This is a genomic window from Hydrogenobacter thermophilus TK-6, assembly GCF_000010785.1.
Lineage (GTDB): Bacteria > Aquificota > Aquificia > Aquificales > Aquificaceae > Hydrogenobacter > Hydrogenobacter thermophilus.
Window position 1 is genome coordinate 1,698,731 of record NC_013799.1, and the last position, 18,725, is coordinate 1,717,455.

25 protein-coding genes and 1 tRNA gene are annotated in these 18,725 nt (G+C 45.7%); 2 read left to right on the forward strand and 24 right to left on the reverse strand.

Annotation, left to right across the window (positions count from 1 at the left end; translation table 11 throughout):
• The first annotated feature begins 5 nt into the window (after positions 1-5).
• Positions 6-3,473, forward strand: coding sequence for a DNA polymerase III subunit alpha (gene dnaE / locus HTH_RS09370; RefSeq protein ID WP_012964492.1), 3,468 nt, complete (start codon positions 6-8; stop codon positions 3,471-3,473).
• Here the strand turns inward: dnaE and HTH_RS09375 are convergent.
• From HTH_RS09375 to HTH_RS09465, 19 genes are all read right to left on the reverse strand, one after another.
• On the reverse strand, positions 3,441-3,821 hold the full coding sequence (locus HTH_RS09375; protein WP_012964493.1) for a DUF309 domain-containing protein: 381 nt from the start codon (positions 3,819-3,821) through the stop codon (positions 3,441-3,443). The genes dnaE and HTH_RS09375 overlap by 33 nt on opposite strands.
• Positions 3,821-4,111 carry an FUN14 domain-containing protein gene (locus HTH_RS09380; RefSeq protein WP_012964494.1) on the reverse strand — a complete coding sequence of 97 codons (291 nt, stop codon included), beginning with the start codon at positions 4,109-4,111 and terminating at the stop codon, positions 3,821-3,823. The genes HTH_RS09375 and HTH_RS09380 overlap by 1 nt, the downstream gene beginning before the upstream one ends.
• Positions 4,108-5,223 carry a radical SAM protein gene (locus HTH_RS09385; protein WP_012964495.1) on the reverse strand — a complete coding sequence of 372 codons (1,116 nt, stop codon included), beginning with the start codon at positions 5,221-5,223 and terminating at the stop codon, positions 4,108-4,110. Before HTH_RS09385 ends, HTH_RS09380 begins: the two co-directional genes overlap by 4 nt.
• The gene (gene rdgB, locus HTH_RS09390; RefSeq protein WP_012964496.1) at positions 5,220-5,834 is read right to left on the reverse strand and encodes an RdgB/HAM1 family non-canonical purine NTP pyrophosphatase; all 615 of its coding nucleotides are present in this window, start codon (positions 5,832-5,834) and stop codon (positions 5,220-5,222) included. Before rdgB ends, HTH_RS09385 begins: the two co-directional genes overlap by 4 nt.
• Entirely contained in the window at positions 5,831-6,829 is a 999-nt protein-coding gene (locus tag HTH_RS09395; protein ID WP_012964497.1) for a radical SAM protein, read from the reverse strand. The genes rdgB and HTH_RS09395 overlap by 4 nt, the downstream gene beginning before the upstream one ends.
• Entirely contained in the window at positions 6,820-7,266 is a 447-nt protein-coding gene (locus HTH_RS09400) for a glycine cleavage system protein H (RefSeq protein ID WP_012964498.1), read from the reverse strand. Before HTH_RS09400 ends, HTH_RS09395 begins: the two co-directional genes overlap by 10 nt.
• A gap of 25 nt (positions 7,267-7,291) precedes the next feature.
• Positions 7,292-7,681: a DsrE family protein gene (locus HTH_RS09405; RefSeq protein ID WP_012964499.1), complete on the reverse strand. Its 390-nt coding sequence runs from the start codon at positions 7,679-7,681 to the stop codon at positions 7,292-7,294.
• Entirely contained in the window at positions 7,678-7,935 is a 258-nt protein-coding gene (locus HTH_RS09410; RefSeq protein ID WP_012964500.1) for a thioredoxin family protein, read from the reverse strand. Before HTH_RS09410 ends, HTH_RS09405 begins: the two co-directional genes overlap by 4 nt.
• A complete protein-coding gene (locus tag HTH_RS09415; RefSeq protein WP_012964501.1) occupies positions 7,935-8,417 on the reverse strand; it encodes a glycine cleavage system protein H in 483 nt (160 codons plus the stop codon). Before HTH_RS09415 ends, HTH_RS09410 begins: the two co-directional genes overlap by 1 nt.
• Positions 8,418-8,426: 9 nt before the next feature.
• Positions 8,427-9,386, reverse strand: a complete 960-nt coding sequence (locus HTH_RS09420) for a CoB--CoM heterodisulfide reductase iron-sulfur subunit B family protein (protein WP_012964502.1) — start codon at positions 9,384-9,386, stop codon at positions 8,427-8,429.
• A gap of 11 nt (positions 9,387-9,397) precedes the next feature.
• On the reverse strand, positions 9,398-10,159 hold the full coding sequence (locus HTH_RS09425) for a 4Fe-4S dicluster domain-containing protein (protein WP_012964503.1): 762 nt from the start codon (positions 10,157-10,159) through the stop codon (positions 9,398-9,400).
• A gap of 3 nt (positions 10,160-10,162) precedes the next feature.
• Positions 10,163-10,906 carry a hypothetical protein gene (locus tag HTH_RS09430; protein WP_012964504.1) on the reverse strand — a complete coding sequence of 248 codons (744 nt, stop codon included), beginning with the start codon at positions 10,904-10,906 and terminating at the stop codon, positions 10,163-10,165.
• The gene (locus tag HTH_RS09435; protein WP_012964505.1) at positions 10,903-11,961 is read right to left on the reverse strand and encodes an FAD-dependent oxidoreductase; all 1,059 of its coding nucleotides are present in this window, start codon (positions 11,959-11,961) and stop codon (positions 10,903-10,905) included. The genes HTH_RS09430 and HTH_RS09435 overlap by 4 nt, the downstream gene beginning before the upstream one ends.
• 18 nt (positions 11,962-11,979) lie before the next feature.
• On the reverse strand, positions 11,980-13,323 hold the full coding sequence (locus HTH_RS09440; protein ID WP_012964506.1) for a heterodisulfide reductase-related iron-sulfur binding cluster: 1,344 nt from the start codon (positions 13,321-13,323) through the stop codon (positions 11,980-11,982).
• 48 nt (positions 13,324-13,371) lie between these two features.
• A complete protein-coding gene (locus HTH_RS09445) occupies positions 13,372-14,097 on the reverse strand; it encodes a 4Fe-4S dicluster domain-containing protein (RefSeq protein WP_012964507.1) in 726 nt (241 codons plus the stop codon).
• Between the two features lie 123 nt (positions 14,098-14,220).
• Positions 14,221-14,646, reverse strand: a complete 426-nt coding sequence (locus HTH_RS09450; protein ID WP_012964508.1) for a DsrE family protein — start codon at positions 14,644-14,646, stop codon at positions 14,221-14,223.
• Positions 14,647-14,658: 12 nt separating this feature from the next.
• Positions 14,659-15,192, reverse strand: coding sequence for a DsrE/DsrF/DrsH-like family protein (locus tag HTH_RS09455; protein WP_012964509.1), 534 nt, complete (start codon positions 15,190-15,192; stop codon positions 14,659-14,661).
• A gap of 13 nt (positions 15,193-15,205) precedes the next feature.
• A complete protein-coding gene (locus HTH_RS09460; RefSeq protein WP_012964510.1) occupies positions 15,206-15,442 on the reverse strand; it encodes a sulfurtransferase TusA family protein in 237 nt (78 codons plus the stop codon).
• 107 nt (positions 15,443-15,549) lie between these two features.
• Complete coding sequence (locus HTH_RS09465; RefSeq protein WP_012964511.1) at positions 15,550-15,942, reverse strand: DUF2203 domain-containing protein; 393 nt, start codon at positions 15,940-15,942, stop codon at positions 15,550-15,552.
• Between the two features lie 107 nt (positions 15,943-16,049).
• On the opposite strand from HTH_RS09465, the gene HTH_RS09470 reads away from it, so the two are divergent.
• Positions 16,050-16,121, forward strand: a tRNA-Ile gene (locus tag HTH_RS09470).
• Here HTH_RS09470 and HTH_RS09475 read toward each other — a convergent pair.
• The 5 genes from HTH_RS09475 to sucD form a co-directional block, all read right to left on the reverse strand.
• The gene (locus tag HTH_RS09475; RefSeq protein WP_012964512.1) at positions 16,122-16,598 is read right to left on the reverse strand and encodes a YqaA family protein; all 477 of its coding nucleotides are present in this window, start codon (positions 16,596-16,598) and stop codon (positions 16,122-16,124) included.
• Positions 16,598-17,353, reverse strand: a complete 756-nt coding sequence (locus HTH_RS09480) for an MBL fold metallo-hydrolase (RefSeq protein ID WP_012964513.1) — start codon at positions 17,351-17,353, stop codon at positions 16,598-16,600. The genes HTH_RS09475 and HTH_RS09480 overlap by 1 nt, the downstream gene beginning before the upstream one ends.
• Positions 17,346-17,549: a ferredoxin gene (locus HTH_RS09485; protein WP_012964514.1), complete on the reverse strand. Its 204-nt coding sequence runs from the start codon at positions 17,547-17,549 to the stop codon at positions 17,346-17,348. The genes HTH_RS09480 and HTH_RS09485 overlap by 8 nt, the downstream gene beginning before the upstream one ends.
• Positions 17,546-17,764 (reverse strand): ferredoxin, encoded by a 219-nt coding sequence (locus tag HTH_RS09490; protein WP_012964515.1) that lies wholly within the window; start codon positions 17,762-17,764, stop codon positions 17,546-17,548. Before HTH_RS09490 ends, HTH_RS09485 begins: the two co-directional genes overlap by 4 nt.
• A 73-nt stretch (positions 17,765-17,837) precedes the next feature.
• On the reverse strand, positions 17,838-18,719 hold the full coding sequence (sucD, locus tag HTH_RS09495) for a succinate--CoA ligase subunit alpha (protein WP_012964516.1): 882 nt from the start codon (positions 18,717-18,719) through the stop codon (positions 17,838-17,840).
• Positions 18,720-18,725: the final 6 nt, after the last annotated feature.

The window sequence follows — 18,725 nt, forward strand, 5'->3', positions numbered from 1 at the left end:
TTACCATGGCGGAGTTTGTGCATCTGCACCTTCATACCCAATACTCTCTTCTTGATGGAGCTATTAAGATAAAGGACCTGGCAAAGAAAGCCAGAGAGCTGGGATACAAGGCTGTAGCTATAACGGATCACGGAAATCTCTTTGGTATCCTTGAGTTTTACAGAAGTATGAAGAAGGAAGGCATAAAGCCTATAATTGGCATGGAAGCTTACTTTACAACAGGTTCGCGCCACGACAGAAAGGGGAAAGCGTCAGAAGACAACATCACAGACAGGTACAACCATCACCTTATTCTGATTGCCATGAACGATACAGGACTCAAAAACCTTATGCAGTTATCAAGCATATCTTACCAAGAGGGTTTTTATTACAAGCCAAGAATAGACTACGAGGTTTTGAGCCAACACTGTGAGGGTCTTATTGCCATAACCGCATGCCTCAAAGGCGTGCCTACTCATTATGCCTCCTTGGGTGATGAGGAAAAGGCTACTCATTGGGTCAAGAAGTTCAAAGACCTCTTTGGAGAAAACCTTTACTTAGAGCTTCAGTCCAACCAACTGCCCGAGCAGGAGATAGCCAACAGGATACTCATAAACATTGCTAAAAAAATGGGTGTTAAACTTATTGCCACCAACGACTCTCATTACCTTAACCCCGACGACAGACTTGCCCATCAGGTGCTTATGGCGGTGCAGATGAAAAAGACCCTCATGGAAATCAAGCAGGAGAGCGCTATAAAGTGTTCCAACGAAGGGCTTCATTTTGCTGGTCCTGAGGAAGTTTGGGAGAAGTTTAAAGGCAAGTTTGAAGGCTGGGAGGAGGCGCTAAAAAATACTCTTGAGGTAGCGGAGAAGGTACAGGACAGCTTTGAGCTTTTGGAAAACAGAGGTTATCTCTTTCCCAAATACGATACGGAAGATAAAACCACTGCAGAGTTTTTAAGGCATCTGGCGGTAAAGGGTCTCAGGCAGAGAATACAGCAGGGGCTTGCAAAGGACAGTCCCGAGTACTGGAATAGGTTGGAGTATGAGCTTGAAGTGGTTTTTAGGATGGGCTTTGAAGGATACTTCCTCATAGTGCAGGACTTTATAAACTGGGCAAAGTCTCAGAGTATCCCCGTTGGACCCGGAAGAGGCTCAGCTGCAGGATCGCTTCTCGCCTTTTCATTGGGTATAACCGACATTGATCCCATAAAGCACGGGCTTTTGTTTGAAAGGTTCTTAAATCCCGAAAGAATATCCATGCCGGACATAGATGTGGACTTTTGTATGGAAAAAAGAGACAAGGTTATAGAGTATGTAAAGTCCAAGTATGGAGAGGAGAATGTAGCTCAGATTATCACATACAATGTTATGAAGGCAAAGCAGACCCTTAGAGATGTAGCGAGAGCTCTGGGAGTGCCTTACTCGGTGGCTGACAGCCTTGCCAAGCTCATACCGCAAGGCGATGTTCAGGGCACATGGCTTTCCCTTGAGGAAATGTATCTGGTACCTATAAAAGAACTCCTTGATAAGTATGGGCATCACAGAAGGGACATAGAGGACCATGTAAGCAAGTTCAGGAAAATGTGTTCAGAAAATCCGGAGATAAAAACGCTTGTGGAGATAGCTTTAAAGCTGGAAGGTCTCACAAGACATACATCACTGCACGCAGCAGGTGTTGTTATATCTCCTTTGCCCCTTCGTGAGCGTATACCTCTTTATTACGATAAAGACCAAGTTCTTGCCACCCAGTTTGATATGGTCAATTTGGAGGAGCTTGGACTCATAAAGATGGACTTTCTGGGGCTTAAGACTCTCACAGAGCTTGAAAGAATGAAACAGTTAGTAGAGGAGAGGCACAAAGTCAGTATAAATTACCTGAGCCTACCACTTGATGATCCTCTGGTTTATGAGCTTCTCAGGAAGGGCAACACCACCGGAGTTTTCCAACTTGAAAGCGTAGGCATGAAAAATCTTTTAAAAAGACTGGAGCCAGACAGCTTTGACGACATAGTGGCTGTTCTTGCCCTCTACAGACCGGGACCTCTAAAAAGCGGTCTTGTGGACAGCTACATAAACAGAAAGCACGGAAAGGAGCAGGTAGATTACATCTTCCCAGAGCTTGAGCCAGTCTTGAAGGATACTTACGGCATCATAGTTTATCAGGAGCAGGTTATGAAAATCTCTCAGGTGCTTGCAGGCTTCACTCCGGGTCAAGCAGACACTCTCCGTAAAGCAATAGGCAAGAAGAAGAAGGAAGTTATGCAGGAAATGAAGGAGAAGTTTATCAGGGGGGCGCTGGAAAGAGGTTATAACCAAGAAAAGGTGATAAAACTCTGGAATGACATTGAGGAGTTTGCCAGCTACTCTTTCAACAAATCTCACTCAGTTGCTTACGGCTACATATCCTATTGGACAGCTTATATGAAGGCACACTATCCGGAAGAGTTTTTTGTGGTAAAACTCTCCACAGAAAAGAGCGACAAGAAGTTTATAAATCTCATAAAGGATGCCAAAAGTTTTGGTTTTGAAATACTCCAGCCGGACATAAACGAGAGTCATGTGGACTTTACCATAGAGTCAAAGGGCAAAATTAGGTTTGGATTGGCAAGGATAAAGGGGGTAGGAGAGGATACAGCCAGGTCCATAGTGGAAGCAAGAAATGGAAGATGGAAAGGCTTAGGGGACTTTTTAAAAAGCATAGATCAGAGGAAGGTAAACAAGAGGGTGCTTGAGGCGCTTATAAAAGCAGGCGCTTTTGACTTTACTGGAGAGAGCAGAGAAAAACTTCTTTCTTACATGGATAAAGCTTCAAAAGGAGGAGTTTTACCTTTGGGAGACCTCTTTGGTACAAAGGTAGAGCAAAAAGTGGACCCACTAAAGTACGAGAAGGAAGTTCTTGGCATATATATTTCCAAGCATCCGGTGGATCCTTTTGAAAAACTCCTATCAGGAAAAGTAAAGTGGCTTGAAGAGCTTGAGGAGTTGCAGGAAGGCACCTACAATTTTGTGGGCGTTGTGTCCGACCTTAAGGTTAAAAAGACAAAGAATGGCACCTACATGGCAACCTTTAACCTCATAGACAAAACCGGCATAGGTCACGCTGTAGCTTTCCCCGATGTTTATGAGAAAAACAAGGAGCTTATAAAGGAAGATGCTCTTTTGGTTCTTAAGTGCCTTGTTGAATGGGACGAGGAATTAGAGGAGACTAAACTGATAGTTAAAGAAGTATACAAGCCAGAAGACTTTATAAAAGGAGAAGGCATGAATGTTGTGTTGGTATTTACTAAAGAGCTTTCCGATGATGAGCTTCTGCATGTAAAAAACTGCCTCATGGAGCATGTGGAACAGGCAGAAGGTAAGGAGGTCATAATGGACCTGCGTATAAACGGATATAGAACTGTGTTGCAGGCAGACCCACAAATAAAAGTGGTCCCAAGTGCTGAACTTATAGAAAGCCTACAGAAGTTCGGCATCAGACTGATAGTTTAGCGGAAATACTGGGAATGCTTTTATGTCTTCCCCGCTTTCTAAGCCTTCTATGGAGGAATTAACGAAGGAGAGCAGGTAGGGGATATCTACCAAGGTGAAGTCTTTAAGGCATTCACTTAGCTGATCCCTGACCTTTCTTAAAACTCTCAGAGCGCTATCCTTCCTTCCACATGTATAGTGATGGTATGCTATGGCAAGCCTTATGATGCCCTGATAGCAGTTTCTTGAAAACCTGTCCTCTTTGGGGTAAAGCCTCCATATGTCCTCCAACAGCTCGTGAGCTTCGTAAAACCTGCCCTCATCCCACAGCTTCTTGACGCTAAGGAGCATTTCCTCTTCTACACTCATCACATCTTGAATCCTATGTAAAAACCGCCCAAAAAGGCACCTGAGAAAGCCAGCTTCCTCACAAGCTCCTGCACAAAGGTGCCAAAGCTTTCAAACATACCCTTGAAAAGGCCAAAGAAAGCAGACCAGTGTATGTCTATGATACCCTTGCTTTTGAGCCAGAGGAGGGAGAGGATATAAAGCCCCATCAGCATGAGGAATATGTTCAGAACTCTCCTTACCGCAAAGCCCACTACAAATCCCGCAAAGCCACCATAACCCAGATCCGCTAAAATGCCTTCCAGACTCATTGATACCTAAAAACGCTGGGGTTTAGCACATCCGGATAGTTAGTCTCCATATCATAGTCAAACAGCTGTTTTCTTATCCTCTGGAGGTGGTTTTTATCTGGTTTGAAGGGATAGCTCTTTATGTCGCTCACCGAGCTATCGCCAAAGGGTCTGTTGCATGCCACCTCTGTGGTTTTTCCTCTGCAACCGGAGGTCATAAAGGGTCTTCCACTCCAGAAAAGCTCTTCAAAGGTATCTTTATCTATGCCAAAATCTATCACCTGTCCCTTTTCGTTGAACTTCATATCTTCGTATCTGGCTATCTGGTTGTCTATGAGGTACCTGGCCAACTGCACCCTCCTATACTGGGGTGCAGGGCATGGCTTTTCTTTCTCCATCATAGAACCTTCCTCTGGCCAGAAGGAAAAGAGGTGTGTCCTTGCACCCATATCTCTTACCTTCTGTATGGTCTCTATCATTTCCTGCTCGGTCTCCCCAAGACCTACCACCAAGTGGCATCCCGCGTATCCATCTCCCATAACCTCGCAAGCCCATTCCAGCACCTTCCAGAAGGTTTCCCACTTGTGGGGGCTGTTCATAGGTTTTCCTCTTAGCTTTTCAAAGACTTCCGGCGTTGCACAGTCTATGGCAACGGTCACTGTATCCGCACCAAGCTTTTTGTAGTCCTCCATGTCTTCGTAAGAAGTCCCTGTAGCATTTATGAGTAGGGAAACGAAGATTTTATCTCCGAGTTCTCTCACAACTCTTTCCAATATGTACTTGGTGTCTCTTATAGCTCTTGGATGCGTTATTTGGGCTATGCAGAGCCTCTCCACGTGTCCCACCTTTTTAGCTCTCTCCAGTATCTCCTCCAGTTTTACCGTAGGCCACTCTACCCTTATAAAGTTCTTTTTGGAGTATTCCATATCCCTTGCCTTCTGAAGACCACAGTAAGCACATGTAGCGTGGCATCCTGAAGGATAAGTAAGGAGCGTGTTTATACAGCTAAGTTTTGTGTTTTTATAAAACTGCCCTGGCAGAATACCCAAGGTCATGGCGGCTGCCATACTTATCTGAAGATACTCTGGACTTTCTCTCTGCTGTGTTAGCTCCTCAAGCATCAGCTTATTCATAGCATACCTCCACTTTTAATTATACTAACAAGGTTTCTAACTGCTCTTCCACGGTGTGATATGGCATCCTTCTCCTCTGGTCTAAGCTGAGCCATGCTCTTTTCTAAACCCTCGGGCTCAAAGATGGGGTCGTATCCAAAACCTCCTGACCCTCTTGGCTCTTCTAATATTTTGCCTCTGCACTCACCCTTTGCCCAGTAGCCAGCATCTCCAAAGCTCAGCACCAAAAAAGCCACAAACTTGGCGCTCCTATCTTGCTTGCCTTTCATAAGTCTAAGAACTTTTCTTATGTTAGCTTCGTCCTTGTCAGAGACTACCTCCTCTTTGCCACCGTACTCGTGCTGATAAAACCTGCTGGAGAAAACACCCGGATAGCCATCGATAGAAGGTATAACAAGTCCAGAGTCATCTGCCAGCACAGGCATGAGATACTCTCTATGGTAAGCCTGAGCCTTCAAATAGGCGTTCTCTAAAAAGCTTGAACCGCTCTCTTCAACCTCTATATATTTATCTGGCAACTCCACATATATACCGTAAACCTCTAAAAGTCTTCTCATCTCTTCAACTTTCCCGGGATTTCTTGTAGCCAAAAGCACCTTCCTTAGACTCATTGGGGCATAAAGACTGTGGAGCAGCAGTTTTGTGATACTACAGGCTCAAGCCCCATACTTTTGGCATAAGAAAACACTCCCTCTGCAGGGAAGGTTATACCGTTGACTCCTGCATGCAACGCATAAATGTCCAGCTTGACTCTTTCCTCACCTGCAGGGCGAGCACATCCTATAACCACATGAGTTGATGGAAGCTTTTTTCTCGCATGAAGTATCACCATCGCGCTTTCTTCGGCTTTTGGCGGTGGAAGGAGCTGAAACTTTGCCTTGCCATAGTATGGCATTACCACCACCAAAACCAGAGCAGAAGGTTCAAAGTCCGAGACCATATCTATGGCTCTGTATTCTCCAAGTATCTTCCCATAGTGCAGGCCTATGATGACATGAGGGACTATGCTATGCCCAAAATCCTTCAGGTTTTTTAGGGACATCTCATAATCCTTAACACTTTTATGGGGCATCTTGTAAACTTCTGCTATTGTCCTGTCGTCTCCTATAATGTCAAGAAGAACCGCATCTACTCCGGCTTCTCTTAGCCCTTCCGCAAGCTCCCTGTCCACAAGACCCACATGGCAGGTCACCAGCATTCCCAGCTCTTCTTTTAGGTATCTCATAGCTTTAAGAAAGGGGTTTAACTCCACCACTCCATCCTTGTTGGAGCCTCCGGATATCAGGATGCCTTCTATGCCTTTTGCCTTTAACTCCTGCCCTACTCTTATAAGCTCTTCTGGGCTTGTGGCAGGTATCATGTGCCAGAGTATTTTGGATGCACAGTGATCGCACATAAGCTCGCAATGCCTTCCTGTGATGGAGACATCCACAAACTTTGGAGCTGAGCTGACTTTAAAGTCATCCACCTGGTAATGCTTAAACCCTGGACTGTGGAAATAAATGGTGTTGCCAAAGTTTTGCTGTCTTATTCTAAAGCCATCATAAAGCTTATCAAGGAGGGTGCTGTCCAAAGCAACACCCTCTAAATGCTCCTCTATCCGCACTTTATACCCTTCTCGTTTATGACCTTAGTGAGAGCATCAATAGCGGACTGACCCTTGAGTAGCTGACCCACCTCGTCAGGGTTGGAGGGTTTTATCTTGGCTATCCATCCTGCACCGTAAGGGTCGTCATTGACCAATGCGGGATTGCCCTTCAGAGATTCGTTTATTTCTACTATTTCACCGCTGAGAGGCGAAGGCACAGGTCCTACCCACTTGCCACTCTCAATGGTAGCTACGCTCTTGCGCCTCTCTACGCTCTTGCCCACCTTCTTAGGCGTGTAGGCAACAAGCCTTCCTGCCATGGCAGTGGCTACGGATGTCAATCCTATGGTGAAGGTGCCATCACCGTTATCCTTTGCCCAGGTGAAGGCGTTTGCCTCCGCATCCACATCGTAGAGCAGGTCTTCTGGTATGTTGCATCCGTTAACTACAGCCATATCAATACCTCCCGTATATAAGATTTTAAAAAGTTAGCACTTTATCAGCTTCCATAGCCCTGAGGGCAAACTCGCTGGCTGGGACAATACCGTCCAGCTCCTCTATAAGTTCCTCTCTGGTGAGTCCCAGCGAATCTACAGCTTGCTTACAGGAGTAAAACTTAACTCCCGCCTGCTTGGCATCCTTCATAAAGTCGTACACGGTTTTGGGCTTTTTACCGTTGGGAGAAAGGCAGTTAGGTTCTGCAGGCAGTATCCTCTGAGCCACACCCCTTTTCAGCAGATTAGTCCCGTCCATGTTGAAAAAGACTTCCACCTCTGCCTCGTTGGCAGCCATAAGTGCTGCAATGTAAAAGGGTGAGGCGCACCTCCATGGCGTCTTTGGACCGCTTGTCATGAGTATTATAACCTTCATGACTCTATTACCTTCCTTGCCTCTGCCTCATCCGGCACTCCCACAAAGGTTAGTTTACCATCTATTATGGTGGAAGGCACAGACCTGACTATGAGCTTCTTTGCCCACATCTTACCCTCAGGCTGAGCCACATCAAGAACATCGTATTTAAATCCGTATTCAGCCTGAAGCTTGCGCCAGAGCATATCCGCATCAGGACAGGTAGCACACCACTGTGACACTAAAAGTATCACATGCTTGTCCTTTGCCCCCATCATGTACACCTCATACAAACTATGTCCCACTCATCTATGTACTTCTTCATCTCTTCAATAGCCTTCTGTCCCGTCACTAAGTCTTTCAAGTCTCTTTCCAAGTCAGAAGGCTTTAGCTTTGCCACCCAGCCCTCGCCATATGGGTCGTAATTTATTATATCAGGTTGTTCCAAAACCTTTTCATTTCTCTCTACCACCTCACCTTCTATAATTGCATTGATGGGGCCTGCCCACTTGCCACTCTCTAAGGATGCTACAGGCTTGCCCTTCTTTATGTATTTACCCGGCTCTTTTATTCTTGCATGCAGAAGTCTTCCAGCTCTTACCTGTCCAACATCCGTAAGGCCCATGGTAACTGTCCCGTCTTCGTTTATCTTAAACCAAGTCTGCGTTTCTATGTCGTAGTAAAGGTCAAGGGGTACAACGCAACCGTTGTACTCCCACTCGTTGGTGTGCTGGACAGCGCCATCGCTTAGTCCCATTCACACCTCCTACGCAAGACCTAACCTTTTTAGCACAGGCAGTGGGTCAGAGAGGTTGTCTTTTAGCTTTACATCGTTGGCACTGTAGCCAAAAGCCAGTCCGAGAAGCTGGGTAAAGTATGCAGCGGGGACATCCACATCAGGCACACCCTTCATCATGAGCCTGTGCCTGTACATCTCAACGGAAGCATGACAGAGGGGACATTCTGTAGCTATGATATCAGCTCCATTTCTTTTGGCAGTCTGGAGTATCATCATAACAAACTTTTCTGAGACTTGTTCGTCAGAAAGCGAGTGGGGTCCACCACAGCATTGGGTGTGCATGGGTTCAAACTCTACGCTGGTTGCACCAGCCGCCTCAAGTAAGGCATTCATGTAGTAAGGATGCTCATCGTCATCTGCCGTATCTCTCTTTCTGGGTCTTACCTCTTCTTCCTGTCCTCCTGCATGAGCATAGGTTCTTGCATAAAAGTGGGGTCTTGTGTAGAGGCAACCATAATAATTGGCCACTTTTAACCCTCTTAACGGTCTCTTAGTCTTTTCCTTCACCTTTTGAGGTCCAGCCTCATGATAAAACCACTCAAGGATATGGTAAGTATGGGGTATTTTGTCAAGTTGGTCCACACCGCCTTCCCGCAGAAGTGCATTCACCCTCTCAAACACATTCCTATCAGTTTCTAAAAAGTACTCCGCCCTCTGCAGGGAGAAAGAGCAACCGTTGCACGGTGCTACTATAACATCGTGTCCCTGCTTTCTTGCCAGAGACATGTTGCGAGCATTCAAAAGCATTGTTCCCATAAAGGTTACATTCTTGGACTCCATAGCACCGCAGCAGTTGTAGTCCTCAAGGTAGTCAAGCTCAAGACCAAGCTCTTTAGCAACTATCCTTGTTGAAACATCGTAAGCCCTTGATGCACCTTCTAAGGAGCATCCGGGATAGTAAGCCACCCTTTTTCCTATCACACCCATCTTAAACCTCCTTAATGCGCTAATGCTCCTTCTTCTTCCATAACTTTTCTAAGCACCTGTTTAAACTTGTTCCAGTTTTTGGTTCTAGGATGGAAGAGCATGTGTTTGGCGTTGAGCATAAGAAAACCTATGTTCATAGACTTTATAGGCTTTAAAGTTAGCTGTTTGAGCCATTCGGGGGTTTCTCCTATGAAGGGTATGGGTTTTTTGAGTATCGGGTCCTTTACCACCTTGTAGCCCTGCTTTTCTATCCATCCAAAGAGAAGCTCACCGTCCTCTATCCTGCCGTATTCCAGCACCTGCTCGGTGAAAAACTTGTCAAACTTCTTGGAAGGATACTCTTCAATGAGCCCTTTCTTTGCCATGGTTCTGAGTATGACCTTGAGCACCTCCTCTACCAGCACACCTTTTGGACACCTGTGGGTACACTTGTGGCAGGAGACGCATCTCCACATTACATCAGCGCGCTTTTGAAGCTCATCAATCATCCCAAGCCTTGCCAGATATATGAAGTGCCTGGGGTTGTACCTTTCATCCCAGTAGTTGTGCACCGGGCAGGATGCTGTGCAGTAAGAGCACTGATAGCATTGGTTTATGGTCTTTCCATCGGGGGAGTTTACTATCTCTTTGGCAAAGTCAAGGTCGTAGTCGTTTATCACCCTGGGAAGTATTATGAGGTTCCAGTCTCCAGAGACATCTATACCTTCAACTACCAGCCTCTCCTTCCTTAAAATTCTCTCGGGTTCTACAAGACTTCTCTCATGTATAGCCATGCTTTACACCTCCATAAGGTCCTCGTCTCTTATAATACCTAAAAGCCTCCTTGCCATGATACCGGCAGGCGGGAAAAAGCCCTTGGCGCTGTGCATAGTGGACAGAGTCATATAATCCACATAGGTGGCGTATATCATGGCAAGGAAGATATCAACGAACAGGTATCCTCTTACTTTAATGCCAAATTCCAGAAGCTTTTCTTGCACTTGCTTGTATATACTTTCAAACTCTTCGTATGTCTCTCCGTACATGCTCCTTTTGGGAGGCTCTTCTTTGAGAAAGACCACCGCACCGCTTTCGCTCTCCGGGTCCCAAATCCAGCTGGTCCAGAGAACATACTCTTCGGGAAATGTAAAGTGCAGTATCTCAGACGCTATATCTCTTGCAGACTTCCTATCAACTCCTCTTAGCTCTTTTGCAAACCTTTCTACCCTCTCTTCCCACGAGCCCTTACCGTATAGCAGGTCGCTTATAGCTCTCTTGAGTTTATCCTCGCCTGTTTCTTCAAGAATTTTTTTCCTTTTGCGCCTGCTGGCAAAGATCCTCTCCAGCACTGTTTCAATCTCTTCGCGAGTAAGAGAGGGAAGCCTTTCTTTACTAAGTAGCCGTTGAAAGAGAAGGGATTTGGCAAGGAGATCCCTGTAAAAATCCTGGACAAACTCCTCGCCTTCACCCAGCATCTTTATCAGATAGTCCCTTACCAAAAAGTCGTCAAGCGTAGTACCTTTAAACTTTTTCTCCATCATACACTAACCTTGGCACCTAAGAAGGCTGCAGCTTCTGCAGCTGCTGCCTCACCCTCTGACAGGGAGGACTCTATATCTATGGGACCTTTACAGGCACCTGCTATAAAGATACCCGGCTTGTTGGATATTATGTTAGAACCGGATTCTTCGGAAGGTATAAGAAACTGGCTATCGGGGTCTTGCGCAAGCCCCAGTATCTTTGCCACCTTCTTGGTGCCTTCGGAAGGTTCCATACCAAGGACTAAAACCACCAAGTCCATAGGCACTTCAGCAGGTCTTTGAACTATAGTGTCTTCGTGCTTTACCCTGAGCCTTCCATCCGCAGGACTGTAAGTTATCTCCGCTATCCTTCCTCTCACATACCTCACACCGTACTTCTCCTGAGGTGCCCAGTAGAAGGGATACTCCCATGTGCCGTAAGTTCTCACATCCATGTAGTAACAAAAGACATCTATGTCTGGGTAATGCTCCCTTATCTCTGAACCCTGAAGACCTGAAAGAGCACATCCATACCTACAGCAGTGTACATTAGTCACACCCAGCTGTCTGTCCCTTGAACCAACGCAGAAGACAAAAGCTACCCTCTTGGGGAGCTGTCCGTTGGATGGTCTGTAGAGTTTGCCTTCCCTTGAAAACATCTGCTCCAACTCAAGGTTTGTGATCACATCCGGATAGAGTCCGTAGCCAAGCTCTCCCTTCCTTCTTGCATCAAAGTGTTGAAAGCCTGTAGCTACCACTATGGCTGCCACCTCATGAGTTTCACCGTTGGAAAGTCTCACCTTGAAGTTCCCCGGTTCACCCTCGCAGGCTTCTAACTCGGTTTTGAGCTTTACCTGCACGTTGGGGTTTTCTTCCACCTCTTTGATATAAGGACCCAGCACTTGGCTGGGCTTTAGCCTTCTTGGTATAAGGGTGTGATAATCTTCCAGTATAGGCCTACCGCCAAGCTTTTCCTCCTTTTCCACGAGGATGGTAGGCACACCCAGCTTACCCAACACCTTAGCTGCACCCAGACCTGCCGGTCCACCACCGACCACTAACACACTCTTAGCCATGAACAAACCTCCTATCTATTAAGATTTAAACAGTGGCATGGATGCAGTTGCAGAAGCCTTTGGTTTGCCTGTGGATGTTCTGCTGTAAGGTTCATAAAGGTCATAAGTCTTGAAGAACTCCATAAGCTCGTCGTACTTTCCTGCCTTTTCCAGCTCCGCTATGTACTTAACCGCATCTTCCCACTCTTTCTTGAGCTCTCTCCAGTTGGTTATACCCATCTTTTCCAAGAGGGGTTCATAAGAGGAGCAGTTCCAGTAGAGCTGTACCACTTTGAAAGGATGAGCTCCACAGGCAAGAGCTGCGAACATTACATCAGACATAACCGCAACGGGGTAATACATACCGTGAGCCTTCCCAATCCACTGATTCTTCTCAAAGGTGGTGGTGCATCCAGTATCGTGGGTGATGATAACATCAGCCTTTACCTCTTCGTATATGACTTTTAGCTTCCTCTGTATAGCAAAGGACCTGGTGAATTCCCTTTCTGTCAGGATGTGCCTGAAGCCAAAACCACAGCAGTCAAACCATGTAGAGTAATCCACCACCTGAGCGCCCAAAGCTTGTATCACTGCAGTTGATGCGGCAGGTCTCTGACCGTTGAATACTTCAGGGTCGTAAGGATAGTCATCCGCTATCATCTTGTAGGTGTGGCAAGCATTGTGTATGGCAACCCTTACATTGGACACATCTATACCCTTGGGTTTGCCTTCCTTCTCATAGAGCTCCTTAATTTTGTAGCGCATGGCGTGGACCCATTCGGAATAGTGGACCACTTCCTGAGGTATCACTATCCTGCCATCCTCGGTGAGTCTTCCCAGCTTCTTGAGGATGGGTTTTACTGCGTCTCTGAGCTCCTTGTTCATGATGAGCTGTTCTCTGGTTTCCTTGTAAGAGCCAAAGGATGTTCCACAGTGGATAAGAGGATAGTAGCCCGTTTTCCAAGCCTGGTGCATGTTTCTGAGCCAGACCGCCGCAAGAGCTACAGGATTGGAAGTTCCAGAGCCGTGGTAGTTCCATGCGGTACAGGAAGTTTGGTGAGGCTCATTCAGATAGTCAAGACCAAACTTGTTCATCAGCCAAAATACTGATGCAGGATATCCGGGTATGTTTCCACACTGACCGCAGGACTTGTGGTGCCACAGTTTATTGGTGGGTATTACTTTTATCCTTCCCGTTCTGGTATAAACATGTACAGGTTGGTTCTCTTCCGTTATCCTGTATATGAGAATCTCTCCCTTTGCCTCCAGCTCTTCCATCATCTCAAATATGTGGTCATAGTGAGCGTGATACTCCTTAAGTGGGAAGGGTGGCTTTTCCGGATACATAAGTATGCTTCCCTCTTTATGATGTCCTTGTGCCATGATTAACACCTCCTTGAAGTTTTTTGGGCATCAAACCCATTCATAAACTTACTCCTCTTCGTACATTTCCTGATAGCGCTCTTCGTTTTCCTCCACTATGTCCATTATGACATTGTAGAGGTTAGGGTCCAACTTTTCCAGCATCTCAAATATGCCCGTTTCTCTCCATATGGTGTACATCTCTATCGCTGTCTCCAGAGACACTTCCCACGCGGTTTTCACGGATTTGCCCACATCAAAGGGTATAGCCATCCTTTTGGCTCTGAGGTTTTCCATGTTGTCTGCCATCTTGGGACCCCAGTCGGGGAAGAAGTCTGGCTGGAGCATGTCAGCAGACAGCTGGTTTCCCGTGGTCATAACTTTTAGAAGAACCCTTCCGTAAGGTTTGAGAAGGTCCTTGGTGGCTTCAAAGGCGTTGCGCACCGCTACCTCTCTCATTATAGCAACAAGCCCGCCAGGGTTGTTGACAAAGGGACACCTTATCCAGCATGTAAAGCATTGGGAGCAAGCCCATATGTACTCGTGCATCATGTCATAGAGAACTTCCACATCCTCCTCCAGAAACCTCTGCACTATCTCCCTGGGAGAGTAATCAAAGAACCTGTTGGAAGGGCAGGACGCGGTGCAAACTCCACAGTTGAGACAGCCAAAGATGTATTCTTTAAAGCGAAAGTCTGACTTTACTTCTTCAATGACCCTAACCTTTTCCTCCCACGGTACGCTCTTGGTTTTTTCTGATATGGGGAGGTTGTACCCATATATATGTCCATCCATAACTCTTACCTCCTTTTGGCAGTTCTACCTAAAAAGATAAAATGACCCTGCTTTAAGTCAATTAATTTTTGCTTATGTATATATAAGTATATGCTTATAAAACCGGTATAAAAGAGGAGGAAGTCAAAGAGTGATAACCGCATACTCACCGCTCATAAGCTTGTCAAGAAAGGCAGCTCCGCCTATTATACCATCGCAGAGCTCCGGGTTTACATCCTCCTTTTTGTAAATCTCCGTAAGGTCAAGGGAAGGTACGCAAAGGTAAATTTTGACACCAGCATCCTTTGCCATCTTTATAAAGTCATAAACCGTTTGCTCTACGCCCGGTCTGACCTTTACCTTCTTAGCATTGTCTCTCATGAGCAGAAAACCCGCCTCTGAGGTTATAACCATCTCCACCTCGTAATCCATAGTAGTTGCAGCGGTAGCAAGAAAGAAGGGAGCGCCTGCCTGAGGGTTTATCAGCTCACCCGTTGCAGGTTCAGCCCTTTCAAAGAAGGGAACCGTAAGAATGTAAAAGATGAGCTTTTCATAACCTTGAGCAGCCATATCTATGCCTCCTTAAATAAAGATTATCATCGGTTTATCCGCTTCAAGAAGGTAGTTTATGAGGGTTGCAGCACCCGCAGGGGGTTCCAGACCGTCTATCAGGTCCTCGTACTTGTAGCCAAAGAGCTCCATAGTCATCTGGCAGGGTATGAGCTTTACCTCAGCCTCTTTACAAGCTTCTATGAGTTCTGGGATGCTTGCCACACCGTGTTCTTTTATGGTCTTTTTCATCATAAAGGTCATGAGGTCTGTCATCCCGGGTATCACACCCATAATCTGGGGTGGTCCGGGGAATATGGAGGATATGGCATTGGTTACGGGGTTTTGCATGGATGGAGGAAAAGCCATGGGCATGGCAGGGTTTGCTATGGGTGCCAGCTTCAGCTCGTTTATCTTCTTCCTGTGGATGATGTTAAGACCGTAAAAGGTAAAAAAAATGGCAGTCTCCAGTCCCAACGAAGCGGCAGTTGACGCTATTATCAGGGGTGGATACGCCATGTCCAGCGTACCCTTTGAGGCTATTATGGCGAGCCTTTCAGTAGCCATAGCTTTCCCCTCCTTATTTCTTTCTTAAGTAAAATATGATCTTACCACCCTCTTCCACAGTCTCTATAAGCTCGTGTCCTGTGCGACTGCAGAAGGCAGGGATATCAGCCTTTGCACCCGGGTCGGTGGTTATGACCTCAAGTATCTGCCCGGATTGGAGCTCTTCAAGAGCCTTCTTAGTCTTGAGGACGGGAAGAGGACAGTTAAGACCTGAGGCATCAAGGACTTTGTCAGGAGTTACTGTAGCCATATTAAACACCTCCTATGTTTTTAAACATATGGCAATAACCATATAATATACTAAGTCACCTCCCTTTTCAACACTATAGTTTTTGTTTAAGTTATTATAAGATAACCTTATAACCTAAAGCTGTTTTCTCTTAATAGTTCTACAGGTTTTCTTCCTGCAAAGCCTTCGTCAAGTTCGTGCCAGTAGAGTATTGTCTCTTCGTCCTCTTTCCAGCAAAGCCATATGTATCTGTTTTGATAAAAGGAGAGAAAGTCTATCAGTATAGGATCTGTGCCTTTTATAACACCGCCAAGTGCTTCTATCTTTTGGAAGTACTGCCTTATCTGTGCGTCAAGTTCCCTGGCTTGACTCTCCATGTATAACTTCTCAAGCTTGTCCTCCTCTTCTTCCATGTTGGTAAAGAGGGAGTATAGCTCTTCCTTTTTTGTGTTTATAGCTTCCACAAGAGGTTTTATAAGAGTGAGCAATTCTTTTGCACCATCTAAGTCAAACACCTTCATAGCTTAAATAATAAACTCTTGCGAAAATTTGTCCATATGATAATTCAGCGCTTTTGGAGATTTTATTTGACAAACCCTACCTGGAATGCTTTATAATAATATAAAGAGGGCGCGTAGCTCAATGGCAGAGCGGGCGGCTCATAACCGCCCGGTTGGGGGTTCGAGTCCTCCCGCGCCCATTAACTTATAAACTTTTCTAAAAAGTTACCGAAAAAGACAAAAGCGCCTATTCTTATACTCCTAGCTATAAAGCTTGCTATTAAAAATACCAAAGGGGGCATCTTGAAAATACCCGAGAGCCAGCAGACGAGCTTATAAGGTTCGCCAATAAGGACAGCAAAGAATCCGTATTTATTGAACAAGCTTTCACCCTTCAGGTAGAGTTTTTCACCAAGAAGGCGCTTTACAAAGGTCTCACCAAGGAAACTGGCTGAATAGTAAGCTGCTAAAGCACCAAGCAGATTTCCCAAAAGAGCAACTATGCCTGCCATATAAACATTCAGTTTGAAAAAAGGAGCACTTACTATAAAGGGATACGGAGGAATGGGCTGTATTATAGATTCGGTGAAAGATATGAGAAATATAGCTGTATAGCCATAACTGGCAACAAAATCCTCTGCGTACCTTTTAAGTTCCGGAAAAAACTGCTCTATCACTAAAGGTACACCTCCATACCATCGTGGGCGGCAAGGGTTTCAATCCCTGTGAGCGAGGTTATATGCTTGGCAACTTCTTCGGGTTTATGACTTTTTAAAAAATCGTATCCAAAGTGGGTTATTATAGCTTTTTGTGGTTTGACTTCTTTTATAAGCTTGACTGCATCTTCCACAGAAAGGTGCTCAATATGCGCCTTCTTGTCATAAAGGGTGGTGTTAATGATCATAACTTTAACGTGCTTGGGATAGACTTCTAACATCCTGTTTTCAAAGAGGGCGCATGTTACATAAAGTAATTTTCCATTAAACAAAAGTGCATAAGTCTCTGTATTGTGATGTCTGTGCTTCATAACTGCTTTTACCTTTATGCTCATGTACTCTAAGATTATTCCTTCTTCAAAGAAGGCTTCGTAAGCTAATCTTCTCCTCAAGTAAGGCAAGATAACCTTGTCCTCTCCCTCAAAGGCAGAGCGGGGCGCAAATAGAGCTACATGATGCCTTTTACCACCATCTGTTGCAGACTCTATGAGAGAGTTTACATCTGCCGAGTGGTCAAGATGAATATGGGAAAGTACAATGAGATCCAGATTTCTTGGGTCAAAATCCATTTGGTGTAAGTAGACAAATGCTCCAGGACCGGGGTCCACATGTATCCACTTGCTTGATAAGCTTAGCAAAAAGCCACCTGACCTTCTAACCAGTCTAAAGGTGCTGGCTCTACCTCCTGCAGTTCCCAAAAAGATTACCTTATCCAACTTCTTCCATCTGTATAGAATTGCTGGGGCAGCTCTCCATCACCTCTTTTATAGCTTCTACAAGGTTCCTGTCAGGGAAGCTTTTCATGGGCAGTGTTATGGGTATGCCATCACCTCTGTCCACAAATACAGTAGGAAGCGTATCGTAGCACAGCCTGCAGGTTGTGCATGTATCTATGTCAATGAGTATCCTCATACTTCCTCTGTTATGATAGAGCCACTGGGACACTCGTCGGTAACTTCCTTAACCTCTTGCTCGAGCTCTGGTGGTACCATCATCCATCCATCGGGTCCCGGACTTACCACCTCAGCTATACCATCACCTCTGTTTTTGTATACTTCGGGAACTCTATCGTAACACAGCTCGCATGAGGTACATGTATCTGGGTCAACCATGGTCCTGAGTGCCATACTGCATACCTCCTTTGCAAAGTTTTAGGCTATTAAAATATAACACATCTTTAAGGTTTTAATATATTCTAAATCACCTTTTTACCAAAAGCTCCTGCAAAGACTTGCCTATGAAGGCAGGGTTTTCTATCACATATACACCAGCTTCCCGAAGAGCCTGCATCTTTGCCTGAGCTGTACCTCTACCACCGCTTATTATGGCACCTGCGTGTCCCATACGTCTGCCTGGGGGTGCAGTGATGCCTGCTATGTAAGCAAACACAGGCTTTTTTACATGATGCTTTATATACTCTGCCGCCTCCTCCTCTGCGGTGCCACCTATCTCGCCTATAATGAGAATAGCCTCCGTTTCCGGGTCCTCATTAAACATAGATATCACATCTTTGTGGGAAAGCCCATGCACAGGGTCGCCTCCTATACCTACAGCGGTGGACTGTCCAAGTCCCACCATGGTAAGCTGATAAGCTGCTTCATAAGTGAGGGTACCACTTCTTGAGACTATGCCCACGCTTCCTCTCTTAAAGACATGCCCTGGCATTATGCCCACCTTTGCCTCTCCTGGTGTGATAACTCCTGGACAGTTGGGACCTATGAGCTTAGCGCTGGGATAGTTCTTTCTCATGTAGTCTTTTACCATCATCATGTCTTTTACCGGCACGCCTTCGGTGATACACACAATAAGCTCTATACCTGCATCCAATGCTTCCACTATGGCATCTGCTGCGAAGGCAGGGGGAACGAATATGAGAGAGCAGTTGGCATTGGTTTCTTGAACAGCTTCTTCCACTGTGTTAAAGACGGGTATACCTTCTACAGATTGTCCACCTTTGCCGGGCGTAACTCCTGCCACTACCTGTGTGCCGTAAGCTTTGCACTGAGCAGCATGAAAAGATCCTTCCTTCCCAGTAATGCCCTGAACTACCACTTTTGTGTCTCTGTTTACAAGTATAGCCATATCTTC

What these genes read in the sequence shown, in the direction of transcription:
- HTH_RS09450 (WP_012964508.1), bottom strand. Translation starts at nt 14,646, where the DNA reads ATGGCTGCTCAAGGTTATGAAAAGCTCATCTTTTACATTCTTACGGTT.
- HTH_RS09445 (WP_012964507.1), bottom strand. Translation starts at nt 14,097, where the DNA reads ATGGATGGACATATATATGGGTACAACCTCCCCATATCAGAAAAAACC.
- HTH_RS09415 (WP_012964501.1), bottom strand. Translation starts at nt 8,417, where the DNA reads ATGGGACTAAGCGATGGCGCTGTCCAGCACACCAACGAGTGGGAGTAC.
- rdgB (WP_012964496.1), bottom strand. Translation starts at nt 5,834, where the DNA reads ATGAGTCTAAGGAAGGTGCTTTTGGCTACAAGAAATCCCGGGAAAGTT.
- HTH_RS09375 (WP_012964493.1), bottom strand. Translation starts at nt 3,821, where the DNA reads ATGAGTGTAGAAGAGGAAATGCTCCTTAGCGTCAAGAAGCTGTGGGAT.
- HTH_RS09435 (WP_012964505.1), bottom strand. Translation starts at nt 11,961, where the DNA reads ATGGCTAAGAGTGTGTTAGTGGTCGGTGGTGGACCGGCAGGTCTGGGT.
- HTH_RS09410 (WP_012964500.1), bottom strand. Translation starts at nt 7,935, where the DNA reads ATGGGGGCAAAGGACAAGCATGTGATACTTTTAGTGTCACAGTGGTGT.
- HTH_RS09455 (WP_012964509.1), bottom strand. Translation starts at nt 15,192, where the DNA reads ATGGCTACTGAAAGGCTCGCCATAATAGCCTCAAAGGGTACGCTGGAC.
- HTH_RS09430 (WP_012964504.1), bottom strand. Translation starts at nt 10,906, where the DNA reads ATGATGGAGAAAAAGTTTAAAGGTACTACGCTTGACGACTTTTTGGTA.
- HTH_RS09400 (WP_012964498.1), bottom strand. Translation starts at nt 7,266, where the DNA reads ATGGCTGTAGTTAACGGATGCAACATACCAGAAGACCTGCTCTACGAT.
- sucD (WP_012964516.1), bottom strand. Translation starts at nt 18,719, where the DNA reads ATGGCTATACTTGTAAACAGAGACACAAAAGTGGTAGTTCAGGGCATT.
- HTH_RS09460 (WP_012964510.1), bottom strand. Translation starts at nt 15,442, where the DNA reads ATGGCTACAGTAACTCCTGACAAAGTCCTTGATGCCTCAGGTCTTAAC.
- HTH_RS09485 (WP_012964514.1), bottom strand. Translation starts at nt 17,549, where the DNA reads ATGAGGATACTCATTGACATAGATACATGCACAACCTGCAGGCTGTGC.
- dnaE (WP_012964492.1), top strand. Translation starts at nt 6, where the DNA reads ATGGCGGAGTTTGTGCATCTGCACCTTCATACCCAATACTCTCTTCTT.
- HTH_RS09490 (WP_012964515.1), bottom strand. Translation starts at nt 17,764, where the DNA reads ATGGCACTCAGGACCATGGTTGACCCAGATACATGTACCTCATGCGAG.
- HTH_RS09420 (WP_012964502.1), bottom strand. Translation starts at nt 9,386, where the DNA reads ATGGGTGTGATAGGAAAAAGGGTGGCTTACTATCCCGGATGCTCCTTA.
- HTH_RS09425 (WP_012964503.1), bottom strand. Translation starts at nt 10,159, where the DNA reads ATGGCTATACATGAGAGAAGTCTTGTAGAACCCGAGAGAATTTTAAGG.
- HTH_RS09405 (WP_012964499.1), bottom strand. Translation starts at nt 7,681, where the DNA reads ATGAAGGTTATAATACTCATGACAAGCGGTCCAAAGACGCCATGGAGG.
- HTH_RS09385 (WP_012964495.1), bottom strand. Translation starts at nt 5,223, where the DNA reads ATGAATAAGCTGATGCTTGAGGAGCTAACACAGCAGAGAGAAAGTCCA.
- HTH_RS09465 (WP_012964511.1), bottom strand. Translation starts at nt 15,942, where the DNA reads ATGAAGGTGTTTGACTTAGATGGTGCAAAAGAATTGCTCACTCTTATA.
- HTH_RS09380 (WP_012964494.1), bottom strand. Translation starts at nt 4,111, where the DNA reads ATGAGTCTGGAAGGCATTTTAGCGGATCTGGGTTATGGTGGCTTTGCG.
- HTH_RS09440 (WP_012964506.1), bottom strand. Translation starts at nt 13,323, where the DNA reads ATGGCACAAGGACATCATAAAGAGGGAAGCATACTTATGTATCCGGAA.